The following is a 14,547-nucleotide window of genomic DNA, read 5'->3' as shown; positions in this document are numbered from 1 at the left end:
GAGCGCGGCGAAGGCTTCGCCGCGCGGACGAAAAAAAGCCCCGCCGTCTTGCGAGGGCGGGGCTTTGCGGCCAGTTGGCGTTGGCCTGGCGGTGTGCGTTGTTGCGAAGGTTTTAAGCTTTACGCATATTCGGTCAGCGTGCCGCGCATCTTCTTCATGGCGCTGGCTTCGATCTGGCGAATCCGTTCCGCCGACACGCCGAATTCGTCGGCGAGTTCGTGCAGCGTCGAGCCGCCCGAACCGTCGTCTTCCACCTTCAGCCAACGTGCTTCGATAATGCGGCGGCTGCGGGCGTCCAGCGCGTTCAGTGCGCTCGCGATACCGTCGCTTTGCATCTTGTCGCGTTGGCGCGAAGCCAGCACGGCGGTCGGTTCGCTATGCGAGTCGGCCAGATAGGCGATCGGCGCGTACGCTTCTTCACCGTCTTCCACCTGGCCTTCGAGCGCGATATCGCCGCCCGACAAACGCGTTTCCATTTCGGAGACTTCTTCGCGCTTCACGTTCAGCTCTTTGGCCAGATCGTCGATCTGGTCCGGCGTGAACGCGCCCAGCCCCTGCTTGTGGCTGCGCAGGTTGAAGAACAGCTTGCGTTGCGCCTTGGTGGTGGCGACCTTCACCATCCGCCAGTTGCGCAGAATGTATTCGTGGATCTCAGCCTTGATCCAGTGCATGGCGTACGACACGAGGCGTACGTTCTGCTCCGGGTCGAAGCGCTTCACGGCCTTCATCAGGCCGATATTGCCTTCCTGGATCAGATCGGCGTGCGGCAGGCCATAACCGAGATAGTTGCGCGCGATCGACACGACCAACCGCAAGTGCGACAGCACCATACGGCGCGCGGACTCGAGGTTGTCCTGCTCGCGAAATTCGGTGGCGAACTGGCGTTCTTCCGCCGGCGTCAGCATCGGAATCCGATTAACGGCCTGGATGTAGGCGTCGATATTGCCCAGTTGACCGGGCAGCAGCGAGGAATGCGAGAGCGCCAGTGCACCTGCCGAAGCGGCCTTAGCCGCCGACGGGCTCAGAGTACTCGGAAGGGTCATTGCATGGCTCACGTGGAAAACTCCTTTGGAATCAGACAAAAGCGTATTCAGGTAAACGACTCCAGCGTTGGATGTTAGCACTCTGATTTCCCGAGTGCTAATACTTAGAGGCCGTAGGGACATCCAAGTTCCGTAAATTCCTATTGAAATTTGGATTTCAATAGCCATGATACGCTCCCCGCGCAGGCTATGCTCGAGTCGTACAATTTACCTGACAATTCTCCTTCACTATTATAAGTGACCGACTTTTGCTGATTTTGAAGTGACTAATTGCGAAAACTTAGGTTTCTTCATACGATCCATCGATCTGACTTTGTCTTTAGAATAAGGGAACGGTTACAGATTCTTTAACGTTCGGCGGAGTTCGGGTGTTAGATGAACAATAAGAACGATGTGTTGCGTGGTCTGGCGCTAAAAGCCACGTGTGCGGCGTTGTTGATCGGCGCTTCGGCGGCGGCTTCGGCCGACCCGTTCGGCGTGCAGATCGCCGGCGGTCTCGGCGACCGGCACGTCAAAAAGCTCGATCTTGGTTTCGTGTGGGATCCGAATCTGACCTGGTGGCAGATCGGCGACTGGCATTTCTCGCTGATCGGCGAAGCGCACGTGGCCTGGTGGCATACCAGCGAAGGCAACGTACACGACAACATCGGCGAAGTCGGTGTAACGCCGATCATCCGCTTAATCAAGGGAAGCGGGTCGCTGCGTCCGTACGCCGAACTGGGCGCGGGCATCCGGCTGCTGTCGAGTCCGCGATTGTCGGAGAAGTTCACGCTCGGTACCGCGTTCCAGTTCGCCGACATGGCGGGCGTGGGGCTGCAGTTCGGCAGCCACCAGCAGTACCAGGCGGGCTACCGTTTCCAGCATGTTTCCAACGGTGGTATCAAAGAGCCGAATCCTGGTATAAATTTCCACCAGCTATATCTGCAATATAACTTCTGACGACCGTGGCCACGTCGGCTCACCGGTGCGAGGGGCTGAGCGATGGTGGCAAAGATGATCGAAGCGATTCGCGGGCTCGAGCGAGAGCGCTTTCGTGCGATGGTCGACGGCGACGGGCCCTCGCTCGACGCGCTGCTCGCGGATAACGTCAGCTATGTCCATACGAACGGCAAGCGGGAAACGAAGCGGCAGTTCATCGACGGTATCACCGCCGGGCGGCGGCGATACCGGCAGATCGAGGTGCAGTCGCAAGAGGTGCTGCCGGTCGGCCGCGAGACCTGCGTCGTGACCGGCCGCGCGTTGATCGAGATGGAAGCGAATAACGGCGCGCTGCTGTTTCCGATCGCCTACACGGCCATTCATACGCAGGAAGACGGGCAATGGCGGTTGATCGCCTGGCAGGCGACCCGTTGTGCAATCGAGTGAGCCTCCGCGGTGACGCTATCGCCTCGTTGGCTCTTCACCTGCATTGCGGCAACGCCCGCATACGGATGCCGCTGATGCACCGGAAGCTGGTTGCAGCGCTCCACGACACACCGCACCGCATCGATATCCGAGAAATCCAGACCTGAATCGACGCCCTGCGCGTCGAGGTTCATCGCGAGCGTGACGAGGTCCAGATTGCCGGTGCGCTCGCCGTTGCCGAACAGACATCCTTCGACGCGGTCCGCGCCCGCCATCAGCGCCAGCTCCGCCGCGGCCACCGCCGTGCCGCGATCGTTATGCGGATGCACTGACAGCACGATGCTGTCGCGATAGCCGAGATTGCGGTGCATCCATTCGATCTGGTCGGCGAACACGTTCGGCGTCGCCGCTTCGACGCTCGCGGGCAGATTGACGATCATCTTGCGATCACGCGTGGGCCGCCACGTCTGCGCGACCGCGTCGCAAACCTCGCGGGAGAACGGCAGTTCCGCCGTGTTGAAGGTCTCGGGCGAGTACTGGAAGGTCCACTGCGTGTCCGGCCGCGCCTGCGCGTGTTCCTTGATGACACGCGTGCCTTCCACGGCCAGCGCCTTGATCTCCGCCTTCGACTGGTTGAAGACGATGCGCCGGAACGACGGACAGATCGCGTTGTACAAATGGACGATGGCGCGCGGCGCGCCCGCGAGCGCGTCGAAAGTCCGCGCGATCAACTCGGCGCGCGACGGCACGAACGCTTCGATGGTCACGTCGTCGGGAATGCGCTTTTCTTCGATCAGCTTGCGCACGAAATCGAAGTCGGTTTGCGAGGCCGACGGAAAACCGACCTCGATCTCCTTGAAGCCGATAGCGACCAGCATTTCGAAGAATTCGAGCTTCTGCGCGGCGTTCATCGGCTCGATCAGCGCCTGATTGCCGTCACGCAGATCGGTGCTCATCCAGACCGGCGCGTGGTCGATCGTGCGGCTTGGCCATTTGCGGCCGGTCAGCCGCACGGTGGAGAACGGACGGTATTTTTCAGCGGGATTGCGCAACATGTCGGGCCTCGTTCGTTGTGTCGTGTGCGAAAGGGTGTGGCGTCGGGCGGTTGGCGGACTGCCACGGGTGCACGGTCCGCCAGCCGGTGGCTAGCGGCACCAACGAACGGGCGCGAACGAACAGCGTCATGGTGACGACGAAAACGGACGTGGATGATGCCCATGCAACGTGCATATGACCCTCGCGCTTCGTCCGAACGGTAAACGGACGAATGCAAACGACTACAGGTTGTGAAGAACTACGGTTTGGGGTGACGCGGGAACTGCTGGAACTGCCGGAGGACTGTGCCTGGCGCAACCCCTGCGGGTGGCCAATGCGCAGCGCTACGTCTGACTTACGCTAGACGTAGCGATAGGGGCCGCGCTAGGCGGCCGAAGCTAATTCGGAGGGTGTTCGGAAGGGAACGCATGGGGGCTAATTTAAGACAGCGCGCAGCGGCGTGTCAACCCGCAGCGCTCGCGTTTTCTGACGCGAGCGCCGTTTTGCGGGCCGCGCAACTGAGCGCAGCGTCCATCAAACCGGCATTCTCGCGACGTCGACGATCAGCTCGACTTGCCGTTCGATCGCGCTCGGCACGGGCGCTTCGCCACGCAACACGGCGGCGATCCATGCGGCGGTTGTCGGCGCGTCTTTGGCCTCGGGCAAGTCGACCTCCGGCGCATCCGGCGACGAGCGCTCGTGCGGCACGCGCGTTTCGCAGACGCCGTCGTGCAACCAGTCCACCTGCACCTGACGGCGCGTGTCGGCCACGGCTTCGCCTTCGGTGCCGCGCGCCAGCAGCGCGCCACCCGCGGCCGCATCGGGATGCGTGTTGAACAGTTGCGTGAGACTGTCCCGGTACGGCGGATGCGTGTAATTCACGAGGCGCAGCCCAGCCGGCGCGAACGGTTGCAGGATCTTCACCAGCGTATGGGTCGAATTGCGCACGCCCATGCGCCGCCGCAACGCGAGCAGGCGTGCGAGTTTCGGGGCGAGCACGTCGATCGGCGCGAACGCGAGACGCCGCTCGGCGAGACCGTCTTCGATATCGGCATGCGTGCGCGCGTGAGGAATCCGCAGATGCGTGAAGATTTCCGCGCTGGTCACGCGGCCCGGATCTTCGGTGACGCCGTGCACCAGCACGGGCACGCCTTCGCGCGCCAGCAGCAGCGCGAGCAGCGGCACCAGGTTGGGCTGTTTGCGCGCGCCGTTGTAGCTTGGGATCGACACCGGCCGGAACTCGCCGTGCGGCAGATGAATCGGCTCGAACGACGCATGTGCGCCGGCCAGCATCGCGGCGAGTTCATCGGCGGTCTCGCCCTTCACGCGGTACGCGAGCAGCACCGCGCCGAGTTCGAGTTCGGCGACGCGGCCATCGAGCATCGCGCTGTAGAGCGAGCGCGTGTCGTCGGCGGTCAGCGCGCGGGCGCCGTTCGGGCCGCGGCCGATTTCCTTGATGAATCGGGCGCAAGGGAAGGGGGTGACGGTGTCGGCGGAGTCGGTCATCGGGCGCGGGGGACGAGGTGGCTTGCCGCCTGGGGCGGGCTGTCACGGTATTCAAAGGACGTTGTTCGGTGTGAGTATCGCATCTATGACGCTTCGGCGAGACCGTGCGCCGGATTCGCCGCCGCCGCGCGCGCTTGCCCGACTGCCGCGCGTGGCGCTTTTCCGCGCGTTACACTCGATGCTTTAGCGCCGCTGCGGCGGCACACGGCAGCGGTACACATCAAGCAACGGAGAACGGGATGAGTTACGTATTTGCACCCGCACCGCAGGTCGCGGTGCCGGTCGTGGGATCCAGCGAGCAATTCGCGGTGCGTCGCATCTACTGTGTGGGCCGCAATTACGAGGCGCACGCGCGCGAGATGGGACATGATCCCGACCGCGAACCGCCGTTCTTCTTCACCAAGCCGGCCGATGCCGTGCTGTACGTCGCGCCCGGCACGACCGGCGAGTTCCCGTACCCGCCGCTGTCGAAAAACGTCCACTTCGAGATGGAACTGGTGGCGGCGATCGGCCAGGGCGGCAAGAACATTCCGGCTGACAGCGCGCTCGATCACGTCTACGGCTACGCGCTCGGTCTCGACATGACGCGCCGCGATCTGCAAGCCGAGGCGAAGAAGCTGGGCCGTCCGTGGGATACCGCGAAGGGCTTCGACCACTCGGCGCCATTGGGCCCGATTCATCCGGTGACGACCGTCGGCCACGTCGGTAAGGGCGCGATCTGGTTGTCGGTGAACGGCGAGGAAAAGCAAAGCTCGGACGTGTCGCAACTGATCTGGTCGGTGGCCGAGACGATTGCTTATCTGTCGACGCTGTTCGAACTGCAAACCGGCGATCTGATTTTCACCGGCACGCCGGAAGGTGTCGGCGCGGTGGTGCAAGGCGACCTGATGAAGGGCGGCGTGGACGGACTCGGCGAGTTCAGCGTGCGCGTGGTCTGAGGGCATGCCGGAGGAGACAGACAACATGAAGCTCTACAGCTATTTCCGCAGCTCGGCGTCATACCGCGTGCGCATTGCATTGAACGTGAAGAACCTGCCGTACGACTATGTGCCGGTGCACCTGGTGCGCGATGGCGGCGAGCAGTTGAAGCCGGAGTATCGCAAGGTGAACCTGGACGGTATCGTGCCGACCTTCGTCGACGGCAATGAGGTGATGCCGCAGTCGCTCGCGATCATCGAGTATCTGGAGGAAACGCATCCGGAGCCGTCGTTGTTGCCCGGGACGCCGGCCGAGCGCGCGTATGTGCGCTCGGTGGCGTTGCAGGTGGCGTGCGAGATTCATCCGCTGAACAATCTGCGCGTGCTGAAGTATCTGAAGCACACGCTATGCGTGGATGAAGATGCGAAAGACGCGTGGTACAAGCATTGGGTCGAAGCGGGTTTCGCGACGCTGGAGACGCATCTGGCCGGCGACCCGCGCACCGGCAAGCTGTGTTTCGGCGACACGCCGACGCTCGCGGACGCCTGTCTGATCCCGCAAGTGTTCAATGCGCAGCGCTTCAAGGTCGACACGGCAAAGTTTCCGACGATTCAGCGCATCTACGATCACGCGATGCAACTCGATCCGTTTGCTCGTGCGGCGCCTGGCGCGCAGCCGGACGCTGAGTGAGGTGATGGGTTGAAGGTAAAAAGGGCACTCCTCGAAGTGCCCTTTTTGCTTGTTGCTTTTGCTTTTTCTTGTTGCTGCTTTTCGCTTGTCGCCGCTTTGCGCTCACTGCTGCGTCAAGACGTTCGCGTCGTTCAACCGCCCAGCAACGCGTCCGAAAACTCTTCCGCGCTGAACGGCTGCAAATCCTCGACCTTTTCGCCAACGCCGATGAAATACACCGGAATCGGTCGCTGCCGCGCGATTGCGGCGAGAATGCCGCCCTTTGCCGTGCCGTCGAGCTTGGTGACGATCAGGCCGGTGAGGCCGAGCGCGTCGTCGAAGGCCTTCACTTGCGCGAGCGCGTTCTGGCCGGTGTTCGCGTCGATCACCAGCAGCACTTCGTGCGGCGCGCCGTCTTGCGCCTTGCCGATCACGCGCTTCACCTTGCGCAGCTCTTCCATCAGATGCAACTGGGTCGGCAGACGGCCGGCCGTGTCCGCCATCATCACGTCAATCTTGCGCGCTCGCGCGGCGCCGACCGCGTCGAAGATCACCGCCGCCGGGTCGCCGCTTTCCTGCGACACGACCGTCACGTTGTTGCGCTGACCCCAGATCGCCAACTGCTCGCGCGCGGCGGCGCGGAACGTGTCGCCGGCGGCCAGCAGCACCGACTGGTCGAAACTCTGCAGATGCTTGGCGAGCTTGCCGATGCTGGTCGTTTTGCCCGCGCCGTTCACGCCGGCGATCATCATGACGAGCGGCTGCGCGCGGCCGAGCATCAGCGACTTTTCGAGCGGCTTGAGCAGGTCGATCAGCAGAGTGCGCAGCGCTGCCTTCACCTGTTGCGGATCGGTGAGGCGCTCAGCGCGCACTTTTTCACGCAGCGATTCGAGCAGGAACTCGGTGGCACCGACGCCCGCGTCGGACATCAGCAGCGCGGTTTCGAGTTCCTCGTAGAGGTCGTCGTCAATCTTCGCGTTGACAAAAATGCCGGTCAGGCTGGAACTCGTCTTCGACAGGCCGGTTTTCAGGCGCGTTAGCCACGAGCGCTTGGCGCCCGCGTCCTGCTCGGGGGGCGGGACGATTTCGACGGTTTCGGGGGTTTTGGGGGTTTCGTCGGTTTCGTATTCTTCGAGCGCGGGTTCTTCTTGCTCCGGCTCGATTGGAGCGGCCACAGGAGCAGGGGCGGGCGAAACCACCGCCGGACGCGGCGCCGACGGTGCGACAGGCGTCTCTACCGCGCGCTCGGGCGCCAAGCCTTCCGGCGCGGTTTGCGACTCTTCTGGCGCGTTATCGGACTCTTTCGAACCCTTGAATCGTTTGAAAAAGCTGAACATGATCTGGCGTGGTGAAAGCGCGCGCCGATGCGCGTAGCCGGCACAAGGCCGGTGGGAGCGGCAGGCAGCGTTGCGATGCGGGATGCAAGGCGCTGGAAGCCGCACATTTTATCAGGCGCGCCGCCGCCCGTCGTATCGGCCGAACGGCCAGGCTGGACGCGGCGCGCCCCTGTGGTAACGTTGGCGCTCCGGCCCCCGCGCATCGGCGTGGCGGGCGCCCACATCAAGTCATTGAAACTGCATGCCCCGTTCTTCATCTTCACGCGCTCACGGCGCTTCGTCCAAAGGCGGCAAGCCGCACGCCATCCGCATCATTGGCGGCGACTGGAAGCGCACACCGTTGCCCGTGCTCGACCTCGACGGCCTGCGCCCCACGCCCGACCGCGTGCGCGAAACGCTCTTCAACTGGCTTGGCCAGGATCTGGAAGGTCGGCGCTGCCTCGATCTGTTCGCCGGCAGCGGCGCGCTAGGCTTCGAGGCGGCGTCGCGCGGCGCGGCGCGGGTTCTGATGGTGGAGCGCAATGCGCGCGCCGCCGCCCAGTTGCGCGCGAATCAGGAACGCCTCGCGGCGCGCACGATCGAAATTGCCGAAGCGGACGGCCTGCGGCTTGCTGCAAGCCTTGCGCCCGGCTCGTTCGACGTGGTGTTTCTCGATCCGCCATTCGACGCCGGTCTGCTCGACAAGGCGCTCACGCTGGCCGTGCCGTTGATCAGCGCCGAAGGTTTTCTGTACGTGGAAACGGGCGAAGCGCTCGAACTCGAGGGCAACGAGACGCTAGCCGGCTGGGAAATCGTGCGGCAAGGGAAAGCGGGCGCCGTCCACTTTCATTTGCTGCAGCGCGAAAATAAGGAATAATGCGCGTTCCATAACAAGCGCCGGGCGGTTTGCCGTTACGCGCGCGGTCGGTGCCGACGGCGTCGGATGGACGCTTTGACGTGCCCCTATGTCTGAAGAGAGGAGAAGTCTCATGGTAGTCGCCGTGTACCCGGGCACATTCGACCCGCTGACTCGCGGTCACGAAGACCTCGTGCGGCGCGCGTCGAGCATTTTCGACACGCTGGTGGTGGGCGTTGCCGACAGCCGCAACAAGAAGCCGTTCTTCACGCTGGAGGAGCGCCTCGACATCGCTCACGAAGTGCTGGGGCACTACCCGAACGTTCAGGTGATGAGCTTCAAGGGCCTGCTGAAGGACTTCGTGCGCAGCAATAACGCGCGGGTGATCGTGCGAGGCCTGCGCGCCGTGTCGGACTTCGAATACGAGTTTCAGATGGCCGGCATGAACCGCTATCTGCTGCCCGACGTCGAAACCATGTTCATGACGCCGTCCGATCAGTATCAGTTCATCTCCGGCACCATCGTGCGTGAAATCGCGCAATTGGGCGGCGATGTCAGCAAATTCGTGTTCCCGTCGGTCGAAAAATGGCTGAAAGAGAAAGTCGCCGCGCTGGATACCAGCGGCGAGGCGTCGGCGGGACAACCGTAACCGGCGTAAACTGTCGGTTTGACGGATTAAAGTCGGCTACGGCCGGCGCGAAGTGAGAGAAGTATGGCCTTGATGATTACCGACGAGTGCATCAATTGCGACGTGTGCGAGCCCGAGTGCCCGAACGACGCGATTTCGATGGGCCCGGAAATCTATGTGATCGACCCGAAGAAATGCACCGAATGCGTCGGCCATTTCGACGAGCCGCAGTGTATTCAGGTGTGTCCGGTGGAGTGCATTCCGCGCGATCCCGAGCATCTGGAAACGCCCGATGGGTTGATGGCGAAGTACCACGCGCTGGTGGCGGCGAAAGAGGCTTGATCGCGCGAATTAGCGCGATGCGAGAGTGGATGAACGGCGAGGCTTGGGCCTCGCCGTTTGCTTTTGGGGTTGGGCTTTGCTTTTTGCGTGCGCGTGCTCGTGCGCGTGTGACGCGTAAAGCGCCAATCCCCGCGCGTCGTGCTTTGCGCGCCCGGTTATCCGATGTACGCGCTGAAAATATCGCGCAGCGCGGCCAACAGAATCTCGCATTCGGCGTCGGTGCCGACTGAGATCCGCAGATGCTGGTCGATTCGCGGCGCCTTGAAATGGCGCACGAAAATCTCCCTTTCCCTGAGCCGCAACACGAGCGTGGCGGCGTCGTAACCCTCATGGCGCGCGAACAGCAGATTCGCCGCCGACGGCACCACCTCGAAGCCCAGCGCCGTCAGTCCCGCGGCCAGCCGCTCGCGGCTCGCGATCACCTTGGCGCAATGGTCGCGAAACCACGCGTCGTCTTCATAGGACGCTGTGGCGGCGACCTGCGCGAGCCGGTCGAGCGGATACGAGTTGAAGCTGTCCTTCACGCGGTTAAGCGCATCGATCAGCGCTGGATGGCCGAACGCAAAGCCGACGCGCATACCGGCAAGCGATCGCGCCTTCGACACGGTTTGAATGACAAGCAGATTCGGATAACGGTCCAGCAGCGCGATGGCCGACTCCGCGCCGAAATCCACGTAGGCCTCGTCGATCACCACGACGGAATCGGTGTTGCGCGCGACCAGACGCTCGATCTCGGCGAGCGGCAGCGGACGGCCCGTCGGCGCGTTCGGATTCGGGAGCAGGACGCCGCCATTCGGCGTCGCGTAATCGCCGATGTGAATGGCGAAGCTGTCGTCGAGCGGAATGGTTTTGTATTCCACCTCGAACAGCTGCGCGTAGGTCGGATAAAAGCTGTACGTGATATCCGGGAACAGCAAGGGTTTATCGTGTTTTAGCAGCGCCTGGAACGTGAGCGCGAGCACTTCGTCCGAGCCGTTGCCCACGAAGATCTGCTCGGCGCGGATGCCATGATGCGCGGCTACCGTTTCGCGCAGCTTGAGCGCCGTCGGATCCGGATAACGCCGCAGAGACTCGCCGGCTTCGCCCAACTCGCGGCGGATCGCCTCGACCACGCGCGGTGATGGCGGATAGGGATTCTCGTTGGCATTCAGCTTCACCGGATGCGTGGCCACGGGCTGTTCGCCCGGCACATACGGCGTCAGACGATGAACGACGTCACTCCAATAGCGGCTCAAGCGATTCTCCTATCGAGGGCGATGCGGCGTGAAACCCCGCGACGAGCGGGGCAAGGCGAGTCAGCCTATACCAGTTCAGAGCACGTCAGCTCGTAGATCGGTCACGGATTGCGATGCAACTGGGTCATCGCCCGTTCCAGCTCGCCCTTGATGATCTGCGGCATGACAGCGAGCGCGCGCTCGACCGATGCATCGATGACGTCCTGCTCTTCACGCCGCGGCGGCTTCAGCACGTAATTGGCGACATCCGGCTTGGCGCCGGCACGCGCGCTTTCGGGAATCAGGTCACGCGGATGTCCAATGCCGATCCGCAGCCGCCAATATTGCTGCGACGACAAATGCGCAGTGATGTCCTTCAGACCGTTATGGCCGCCGCTGCCACCGCCCAGTTTCAGCTTGACGCTGCCGGGCGGCATGTCGAGCTCGTCATGCGTGACCAGAATCTCATCGGGCAGAATTTTGAAGAACTGCGCCACCGCCACTACCGATTGACCCGAGCGGTTCATATAAGTCTGCGGCTCCAGCAGATGCACTTCCTCACCGTGCAGCCGCGCCTTCGCGTAGAAACCGTGGAAGCGCCGCTCGTCGCGCAGCGTCGTGCCTGCTTCGCGCGCCAATTGATCGACCAGCCAGAAGCCGGCGTTGTGGCGCGTCGCGGTGTATTCGGCGCCCGGATTGCCGAGCCCGACGATCAGCTTGATCATGATTGCGTTGGTCCGTCTGGCCCGGTAGCTGAACGCCGCCGTGCCGAAAAGAAAACGAAAAAAAACCCGCCGGGGCGAACCTCGGCGGGTCACATCGACCGTTTCATTGAAACGGATCGAGAGGATTACTTGTTCTTTGCCTGAGGCATTCTTAAGCAGCCGGCTTTTCGCCTTCAGCAGCAGCGGCAGCGTCGCCTTCAGCGATTGCGCCAGCCGGGATCGTTGCAGCTGCGATCACCGGATTTTCTGCTTCGACGTGAGCAACCAGCGACACACCTGCCGGCAGCTTGATGTCCTTGGCGTGAACCGAGTGACCTGCTTCGATCGTTGCCAGATCAACTTCGAGGAATTCCGGCAGTGCCGACGGCAGGCACTCGATTTCGATTTCGTTGATGACGTGCGAGATCACCGCGCTCGACAGCTTGACTGCCGGGTTCGATTCCTGGTTCATGAAGTGCAGCGGCACCTTGGTGTGCAGCTTCTTCTTCGCGTCGACACGTTGGAAGTCCACGTGCAGCACGAGCTGACGGAACGGGTGGTATTGCACGTCGCGCAGCAGAACCTGTTCCGACTTGCCTGCCACTTCCAATTCGAGGATCGACGAGTGGAAAACTTCTTTCTTCAGCGCGTGCCACAGTGCGTTGTGGTCCAGTTCGACCAATTGCGTGTCAGCACCAGCGCCATATACGATACCCGGGGTCTTACCCGCGATACGCAGGCGGCGGCTCGCACCCGTACCTTGCAAAGAACGTTCGAAAGCGACTACTTTCATGTTGAATCTCCAATGCACTGCCCGCGACCAGGCAGTAAAAACGGGGCCTCCAAGCCGTTATGGCTGAGGCCCCAGAGCTGCGGCACAAACCTTCGTTCGTTCATGCCGATTGTGCAAAAGCGCCGCGGGCCGCCTGAAGCGACGCGCGGCGCCTTCGCAAATACTTAACTTTCAGCGAACAGTGACATGACCGAGTCGCCGCGGCGAATCCGCGAGAACGTTTCGGCCAGCAAACCGGCGCTGGTCAGCGAACGGATCTTTGCGCACGAGCGGGCTTCTTCGCCGAGCGGGATCGTGTCCGTGACAACGAGTTCGTCGAGTGCGGAAGCCGCGATACGCTCGCCTGCACCGCCCGACAGAACCGGGTGGGTAGCGTAAGCGAACACCTGCTTCGCACCACGTTCCTTCAAAACCTGAGCTGCCTTGCAGAGCGTGCCGGCGGTGTCGACCATGTCGTCCATGATCACGCAGGTACGGCCTTCGACTTCACCGATGATGTTCATCACTTCGGCGATGTTCGCCTTCGGGCGACGTTTGTCGATGATTGCGAGATCGCAATTCAGTTGCTTCGCCAAAGCCCGGGCACGCACCACGCCGCCAACGTCCGGCGAAACGACCAGCAGGTTCTCGTAGTTCTTCTGGCGAAGATCACCGAGCAGCACGGGCGTGGCGTAAATGTTGTCGACCGGAATGTCGAAGAAACCTTGAATCTGGTCGGCGTGCAGATCCATCGTGATGATCCGCTCGACGCCGGCGATTTCCAGCATGTTCGCCACGATCTTCGCCGAAATGGCGACGCGCGCCGAACGCGGGCGACGATCCTGACGGGCATAACCGAAGTAGGGGATGGCTGCGGTGATCCGGCCGGCGGATGCGCGCTTGAGCGCATCGACCATGATCATCAGTTCCATCAGATTGTCGTTCGCCGGTGCGCATGTGGACTGCAGGACGAAAACATCCTTGCCACGCACGTTTTCCTGAATCTCGACCTGGATTTCACCGTCCGAGAAACGGCTAACCATTGCTTTGCCGAGGGGAATACCGAGGATTTTGACGACTTCCTGTGCAAGCGCGGGATTTGCGTTGCCAGTAAAAACCATCAGGCCGTCATGGCTGCTCATCGTGCACCTACTTCAGGCTGGGGGCGAGGGAAATGCGAGAATTTTTGGCAGGGGAGGAAGGAGTCGAACCTTCGAATGCCGGAATCAAAATCCGGTGCCTTAACCAACTTGGCGACTCCCCTACACTAACTTTGAGCCTCACCGAACGTGGAGTTTCGTTCGATGACGCAAAACTATGACGCGAAAGTAAAGAGTGGATGTTGCTCTAGACTGGCGGCCACTGCGCTGTTCCATTTGCCGGGCAGATTGGCTTGCGCCGCCTCTGCCTCAACTTTACTACGAAACGCTGCAAAGACACTTGCACCTGATCCAGACATCCGCGCTGGCGCGACGTTTTCAAACCATCGCAGCACTTGCGCTACTTCCGCGTATTTTCCTACGACAACCTGCTGCATGTCATTGCGGCCAAAACTTTCTGGCCATTCAGTATTGCAGCTAAGTTCTGCAGGAAAGTCCGTAATTATGAGAGGTTTCGAATCTCTTGTCAACGCTTTTTCGGAAAAAATCGCTGCAGTGGGAACCTGAACTCTCGGCGTCACTACTAGGAAATGGCGCGGCGGCAATTGTACAACGTCCAATGCTTCTCCGACACCCTCCGCGAACGCATTTCTTCCAAAAACAAAGAACGGCACGTCCGCGCCGAGTTTCAGCGCCAGTTCCTGCAGTTCAAGGCGGGGCAAATCGAGCTTCCACAGACGGTTCAGCGCAAGCAGCGTGGTCGCCGCGTCGGAACTGCCGCCGCCGAGGCCGGCGCCCATCGGCAGGCGCTTGTCGATTTCGATGTCGACGCCTTCGCGCGAGCCCGTATGCGCCTTCAATAGCGTCGCGGCGCGCACCGTGAGGTCGTGTTCCGCCGGTACGTCGGCGATCTCGGTGCTGCGCGTGATCAGCCCGTCTTCGCGGCGCTTGAAGTGCAGCGTGTCGCCCCAGTCGAGCAACTGGAAGACCGTTTGCAGCGTGTGATAGCCATCCGGCCGACGGCCCGTGATGTGCAGGAAGAGGTTGAGTTTCGCGGGCGCGAGGCAATCGCGCAGCGAATCGGTGGTTTCAATCATGAG

Annotated in this window: 15 protein-coding genes, 1 tRNA gene and 1 pseudogene; 7 read left to right on the top strand and 10 right to left on the bottom strand. The window is 62.0% G+C overall.

What is annotated here, in order from left to right; all coding sequences use genetic code 11:
• Positions 1-119: 119 nt before the first annotated feature.
• Complete coding sequence (gene rpoH / locus GGD40_RS10730) at positions 120-1,055, bottom strand: RNA polymerase sigma factor RpoH (RefSeq protein WP_179743656.1); 936 nt, start codon at positions 1,053-1,055, stop codon at positions 120-122.
• Between the two features lie 363 nt (positions 1,056-1,418).
• Here rpoH and GGD40_RS10725 point away from each other — a divergent pair, with 363 nt between their 5' ends.
• On the top strand, positions 1,419-1,982 hold the full coding sequence (locus GGD40_RS10725; RefSeq protein WP_179743655.1) for an acyloxyacyl hydrolase: 564 nt from the start codon (positions 1,419-1,421) through the stop codon (positions 1,980-1,982).
• Positions 1,983-2,024: 42 nt separating this feature from the next.
• Entirely contained in the window at positions 2,025-2,408 is a 384-nt protein-coding gene (locus tag GGD40_RS10720; protein ID WP_035553611.1) for a nuclear transport factor 2 family protein, read from the top strand.
• Positions 2,409-2,461: 53 nt separating this feature from the next.
• On the opposite strand, the pseudogene GGD40_RS10715 reads toward GGD40_RS10720, so the two are convergent.
• Both GGD40_RS10715 and ybiB read right to left on the bottom strand, forming a co-directional pair.
• Positions 2,462-3,442, bottom strand: a pseudogene (locus tag GGD40_RS10715) (2-isopropylmalate synthase); the annotation flags it as partial.
• Positions 3,443-3,956: 514 nt separating this feature from the next.
• Positions 3,957-4,928, bottom strand: a complete 972-nt coding sequence (ybiB, locus tag GGD40_RS10710) for a DNA-binding protein YbiB (protein WP_179707029.1) — start codon at positions 4,926-4,928, stop codon at positions 3,957-3,959.
• A gap of 239 nt (positions 4,929-5,167) precedes the next feature.
• Between ybiB and GGD40_RS10705 the strand changes: the two genes are divergently transcribed.
• Positions 5,168-5,866, top strand: coding sequence for a fumarylacetoacetate hydrolase family protein (locus GGD40_RS10705; protein ID WP_105510874.1), 699 nt, complete (start codon positions 5,168-5,170; stop codon positions 5,864-5,866).
• 25 nt (positions 5,867-5,891) lie between these two features.
• Positions 5,892-6,536: a maleylacetoacetate isomerase gene (gene maiA, locus GGD40_RS10700; protein ID WP_179707025.1), complete on the top strand. Its 645-nt coding sequence runs from the start codon at positions 5,892-5,894 to the stop codon at positions 6,534-6,536.
• A gap of 131 nt (positions 6,537-6,667) precedes the next feature.
• On the opposite strand, the gene ftsY is transcribed toward maiA, so the two are convergent.
• Positions 6,668-7,852: a signal recognition particle-docking protein FtsY gene (gene ftsY / locus GGD40_RS10695; RefSeq protein WP_179743653.1), complete on the bottom strand. Its 1,185-nt coding sequence runs from the start codon at positions 7,850-7,852 to the stop codon at positions 6,668-6,670.
• A gap of 241 nt (positions 7,853-8,093) precedes the next feature.
• Here ftsY and rsmD point away from each other — a divergent pair, with 241 nt between their 5' ends.
• The 3 genes from rsmD (at position 8,094) to GGD40_RS10680 (ending at position 9,657) form a co-directional block, all read left to right on the top strand.
• Positions 8,094-8,708: a 16S rRNA (guanine(966)-N(2))-methyltransferase RsmD gene (gene rsmD / locus GGD40_RS10690; RefSeq protein WP_179743652.1), complete on the top strand. Its 615-nt coding sequence runs from the start codon at positions 8,094-8,096 to the stop codon at positions 8,706-8,708.
• 112 nt (positions 8,709-8,820) lie between these two features.
• The gene (gene coaD, locus GGD40_RS10685) at positions 8,821-9,336 is read left to right on the top strand and encodes a pantetheine-phosphate adenylyltransferase (RefSeq protein ID WP_035553596.1); all 516 of its coding nucleotides are present in this window, start codon (positions 8,821-8,823) and stop codon (positions 9,334-9,336) included.
• A 63-nt stretch (positions 9,337-9,399) separates the two neighbouring features.
• Positions 9,400-9,657 (top strand): YfhL family 4Fe-4S dicluster ferredoxin, encoded by a 258-nt coding sequence (locus tag GGD40_RS10680; protein WP_035553594.1) that lies wholly within the window; start codon positions 9,400-9,402, stop codon positions 9,655-9,657.
• 155 nt (positions 9,658-9,812) lie between these two features.
• Here GGD40_RS10680 and hisC read toward each other — a convergent pair whose 3' ends face one another.
• The 6 genes from hisC to ispE form a co-directional block, all read right to left on the bottom strand.
• The gene (hisC, locus tag GGD40_RS10675) at positions 9,813-10,892 is read right to left on the bottom strand and encodes a histidinol-phosphate transaminase (RefSeq protein ID WP_179743651.1); all 1,080 of its coding nucleotides are present in this window, start codon (positions 10,890-10,892) and stop codon (positions 9,813-9,815) included.
• Positions 10,893-10,993: 101 nt separating this feature from the next.
• Complete coding sequence (gene pth / locus GGD40_RS10670; protein WP_179707020.1) at positions 10,994-11,596, bottom strand: aminoacyl-tRNA hydrolase; 603 nt, start codon at positions 11,594-11,596, stop codon at positions 10,994-10,996.
• Positions 11,597-11,747: 151 nt separating this feature from the next.
• The gene (locus GGD40_RS10665; RefSeq protein WP_179707017.1) at positions 11,748-12,368 is read right to left on the bottom strand and encodes a 50S ribosomal protein L25/general stress protein Ctc; all 621 of its coding nucleotides are present in this window, start codon (positions 12,366-12,368) and stop codon (positions 11,748-11,750) included.
• A gap of 164 nt (positions 12,369-12,532) precedes the next feature.
• Positions 12,533-13,489 carry a ribose-phosphate pyrophosphokinase gene (locus tag GGD40_RS10660; RefSeq protein WP_179707015.1) on the bottom strand — a complete coding sequence of 319 codons (957 nt, stop codon included), beginning with the start codon at positions 13,487-13,489 and terminating at the stop codon, positions 12,533-12,535.
• A 45-nt stretch (positions 13,490-13,534) separates the two neighbouring features.
• Positions 13,535-13,611, bottom strand: a tRNA-Gln gene (locus tag GGD40_RS10655).
• 51 nt (positions 13,612-13,662) lie between these two features.
• Positions 13,663-14,544 (bottom strand): 4-(cytidine 5'-diphospho)-2-C-methyl-D-erythritol kinase, encoded by an 882-nt coding sequence (ispE, locus tag GGD40_RS10650; RefSeq protein WP_179743650.1) that lies wholly within the window; start codon positions 14,542-14,544, stop codon positions 13,663-13,665.
• Positions 14,545-14,547 lie beyond the last annotated feature (3 nt).

Origin of the sequence: Paraburkholderia bryophila (genome assembly GCF_013409255.1) — a bacterium.
In the GTDB taxonomy this organism is placed as follows: domain Bacteria; phylum Pseudomonadota; class Gammaproteobacteria; order Burkholderiales; family Burkholderiaceae; genus Paraburkholderia.
Note: the sequence above shows the minus strand (reverse complement) of the source record. Positions and strands in the feature narration are given on the sequence as shown.

Coding starts and splice junctions, on each gene's coding strand:
- GGD40_RS10660 (WP_179707015.1), bottom strand. CDS start 13,489: ATGAGCAGCCATGACGGCCTGATGGTTTTTACTGGCAACGCAAATCCC.
- pth (WP_179707020.1), bottom strand. CDS start 11,596: ATGATCAAGCTGATCGTCGGGCTCGGCAATCCGGGCGCCGAATACACC.
- ybiB (WP_179707029.1), bottom strand. CDS start 4,928: ATGACCGACTCCGCCGACACCGTCACCCCCTTCCCTTGCGCCCGATTC.
- rsmD (WP_179743652.1), top strand. CDS start 8,094: ATGCCCCGTTCTTCATCTTCACGCGCTCACGGCGCTTCGTCCAAAGGC.
- maiA (WP_179707025.1), top strand. CDS start 5,892: ATGAAGCTCTACAGCTATTTCCGCAGCTCGGCGTCATACCGCGTGCGC.
- GGD40_RS10665 (WP_179707017.1), bottom strand. CDS start 12,368: ATGAAAGTAGTCGCTTTCGAACGTTCTTTGCAAGGTACGGGTGCGAGC.
- ftsY (WP_179743653.1), bottom strand. CDS start 7,852: ATGTTCAGCTTTTTCAAACGATTCAAGGGTTCGAAAGAGTCCGATAAC.
- GGD40_RS10705 (WP_105510874.1), top strand. CDS start 5,168: ATGAGTTACGTATTTGCACCCGCACCGCAGGTCGCGGTGCCGGTCGTG.
- GGD40_RS10680 (WP_035553594.1), top strand. CDS start 9,400: ATGGCCTTGATGATTACCGACGAGTGCATCAATTGCGACGTGTGCGAG.
- GGD40_RS10720 (WP_035553611.1), top strand. CDS start 2,025: ATGGTGGCAAAGATGATCGAAGCGATTCGCGGGCTCGAGCGAGAGCGC.
- coaD (WP_035553596.1), top strand. CDS start 8,821: ATGGTAGTCGCCGTGTACCCGGGCACATTCGACCCGCTGACTCGCGGT.
- ispE (WP_179743650.1), bottom strand. CDS start 14,544: ATGATTGAAACCACCGATTCGCTGCGCGATTGCCTCGCGCCCGCGAAA.
- GGD40_RS10725 (WP_179743655.1), top strand. CDS start 1,419: ATGAACAATAAGAACGATGTGTTGCGTGGTCTGGCGCTAAAAGCCACG.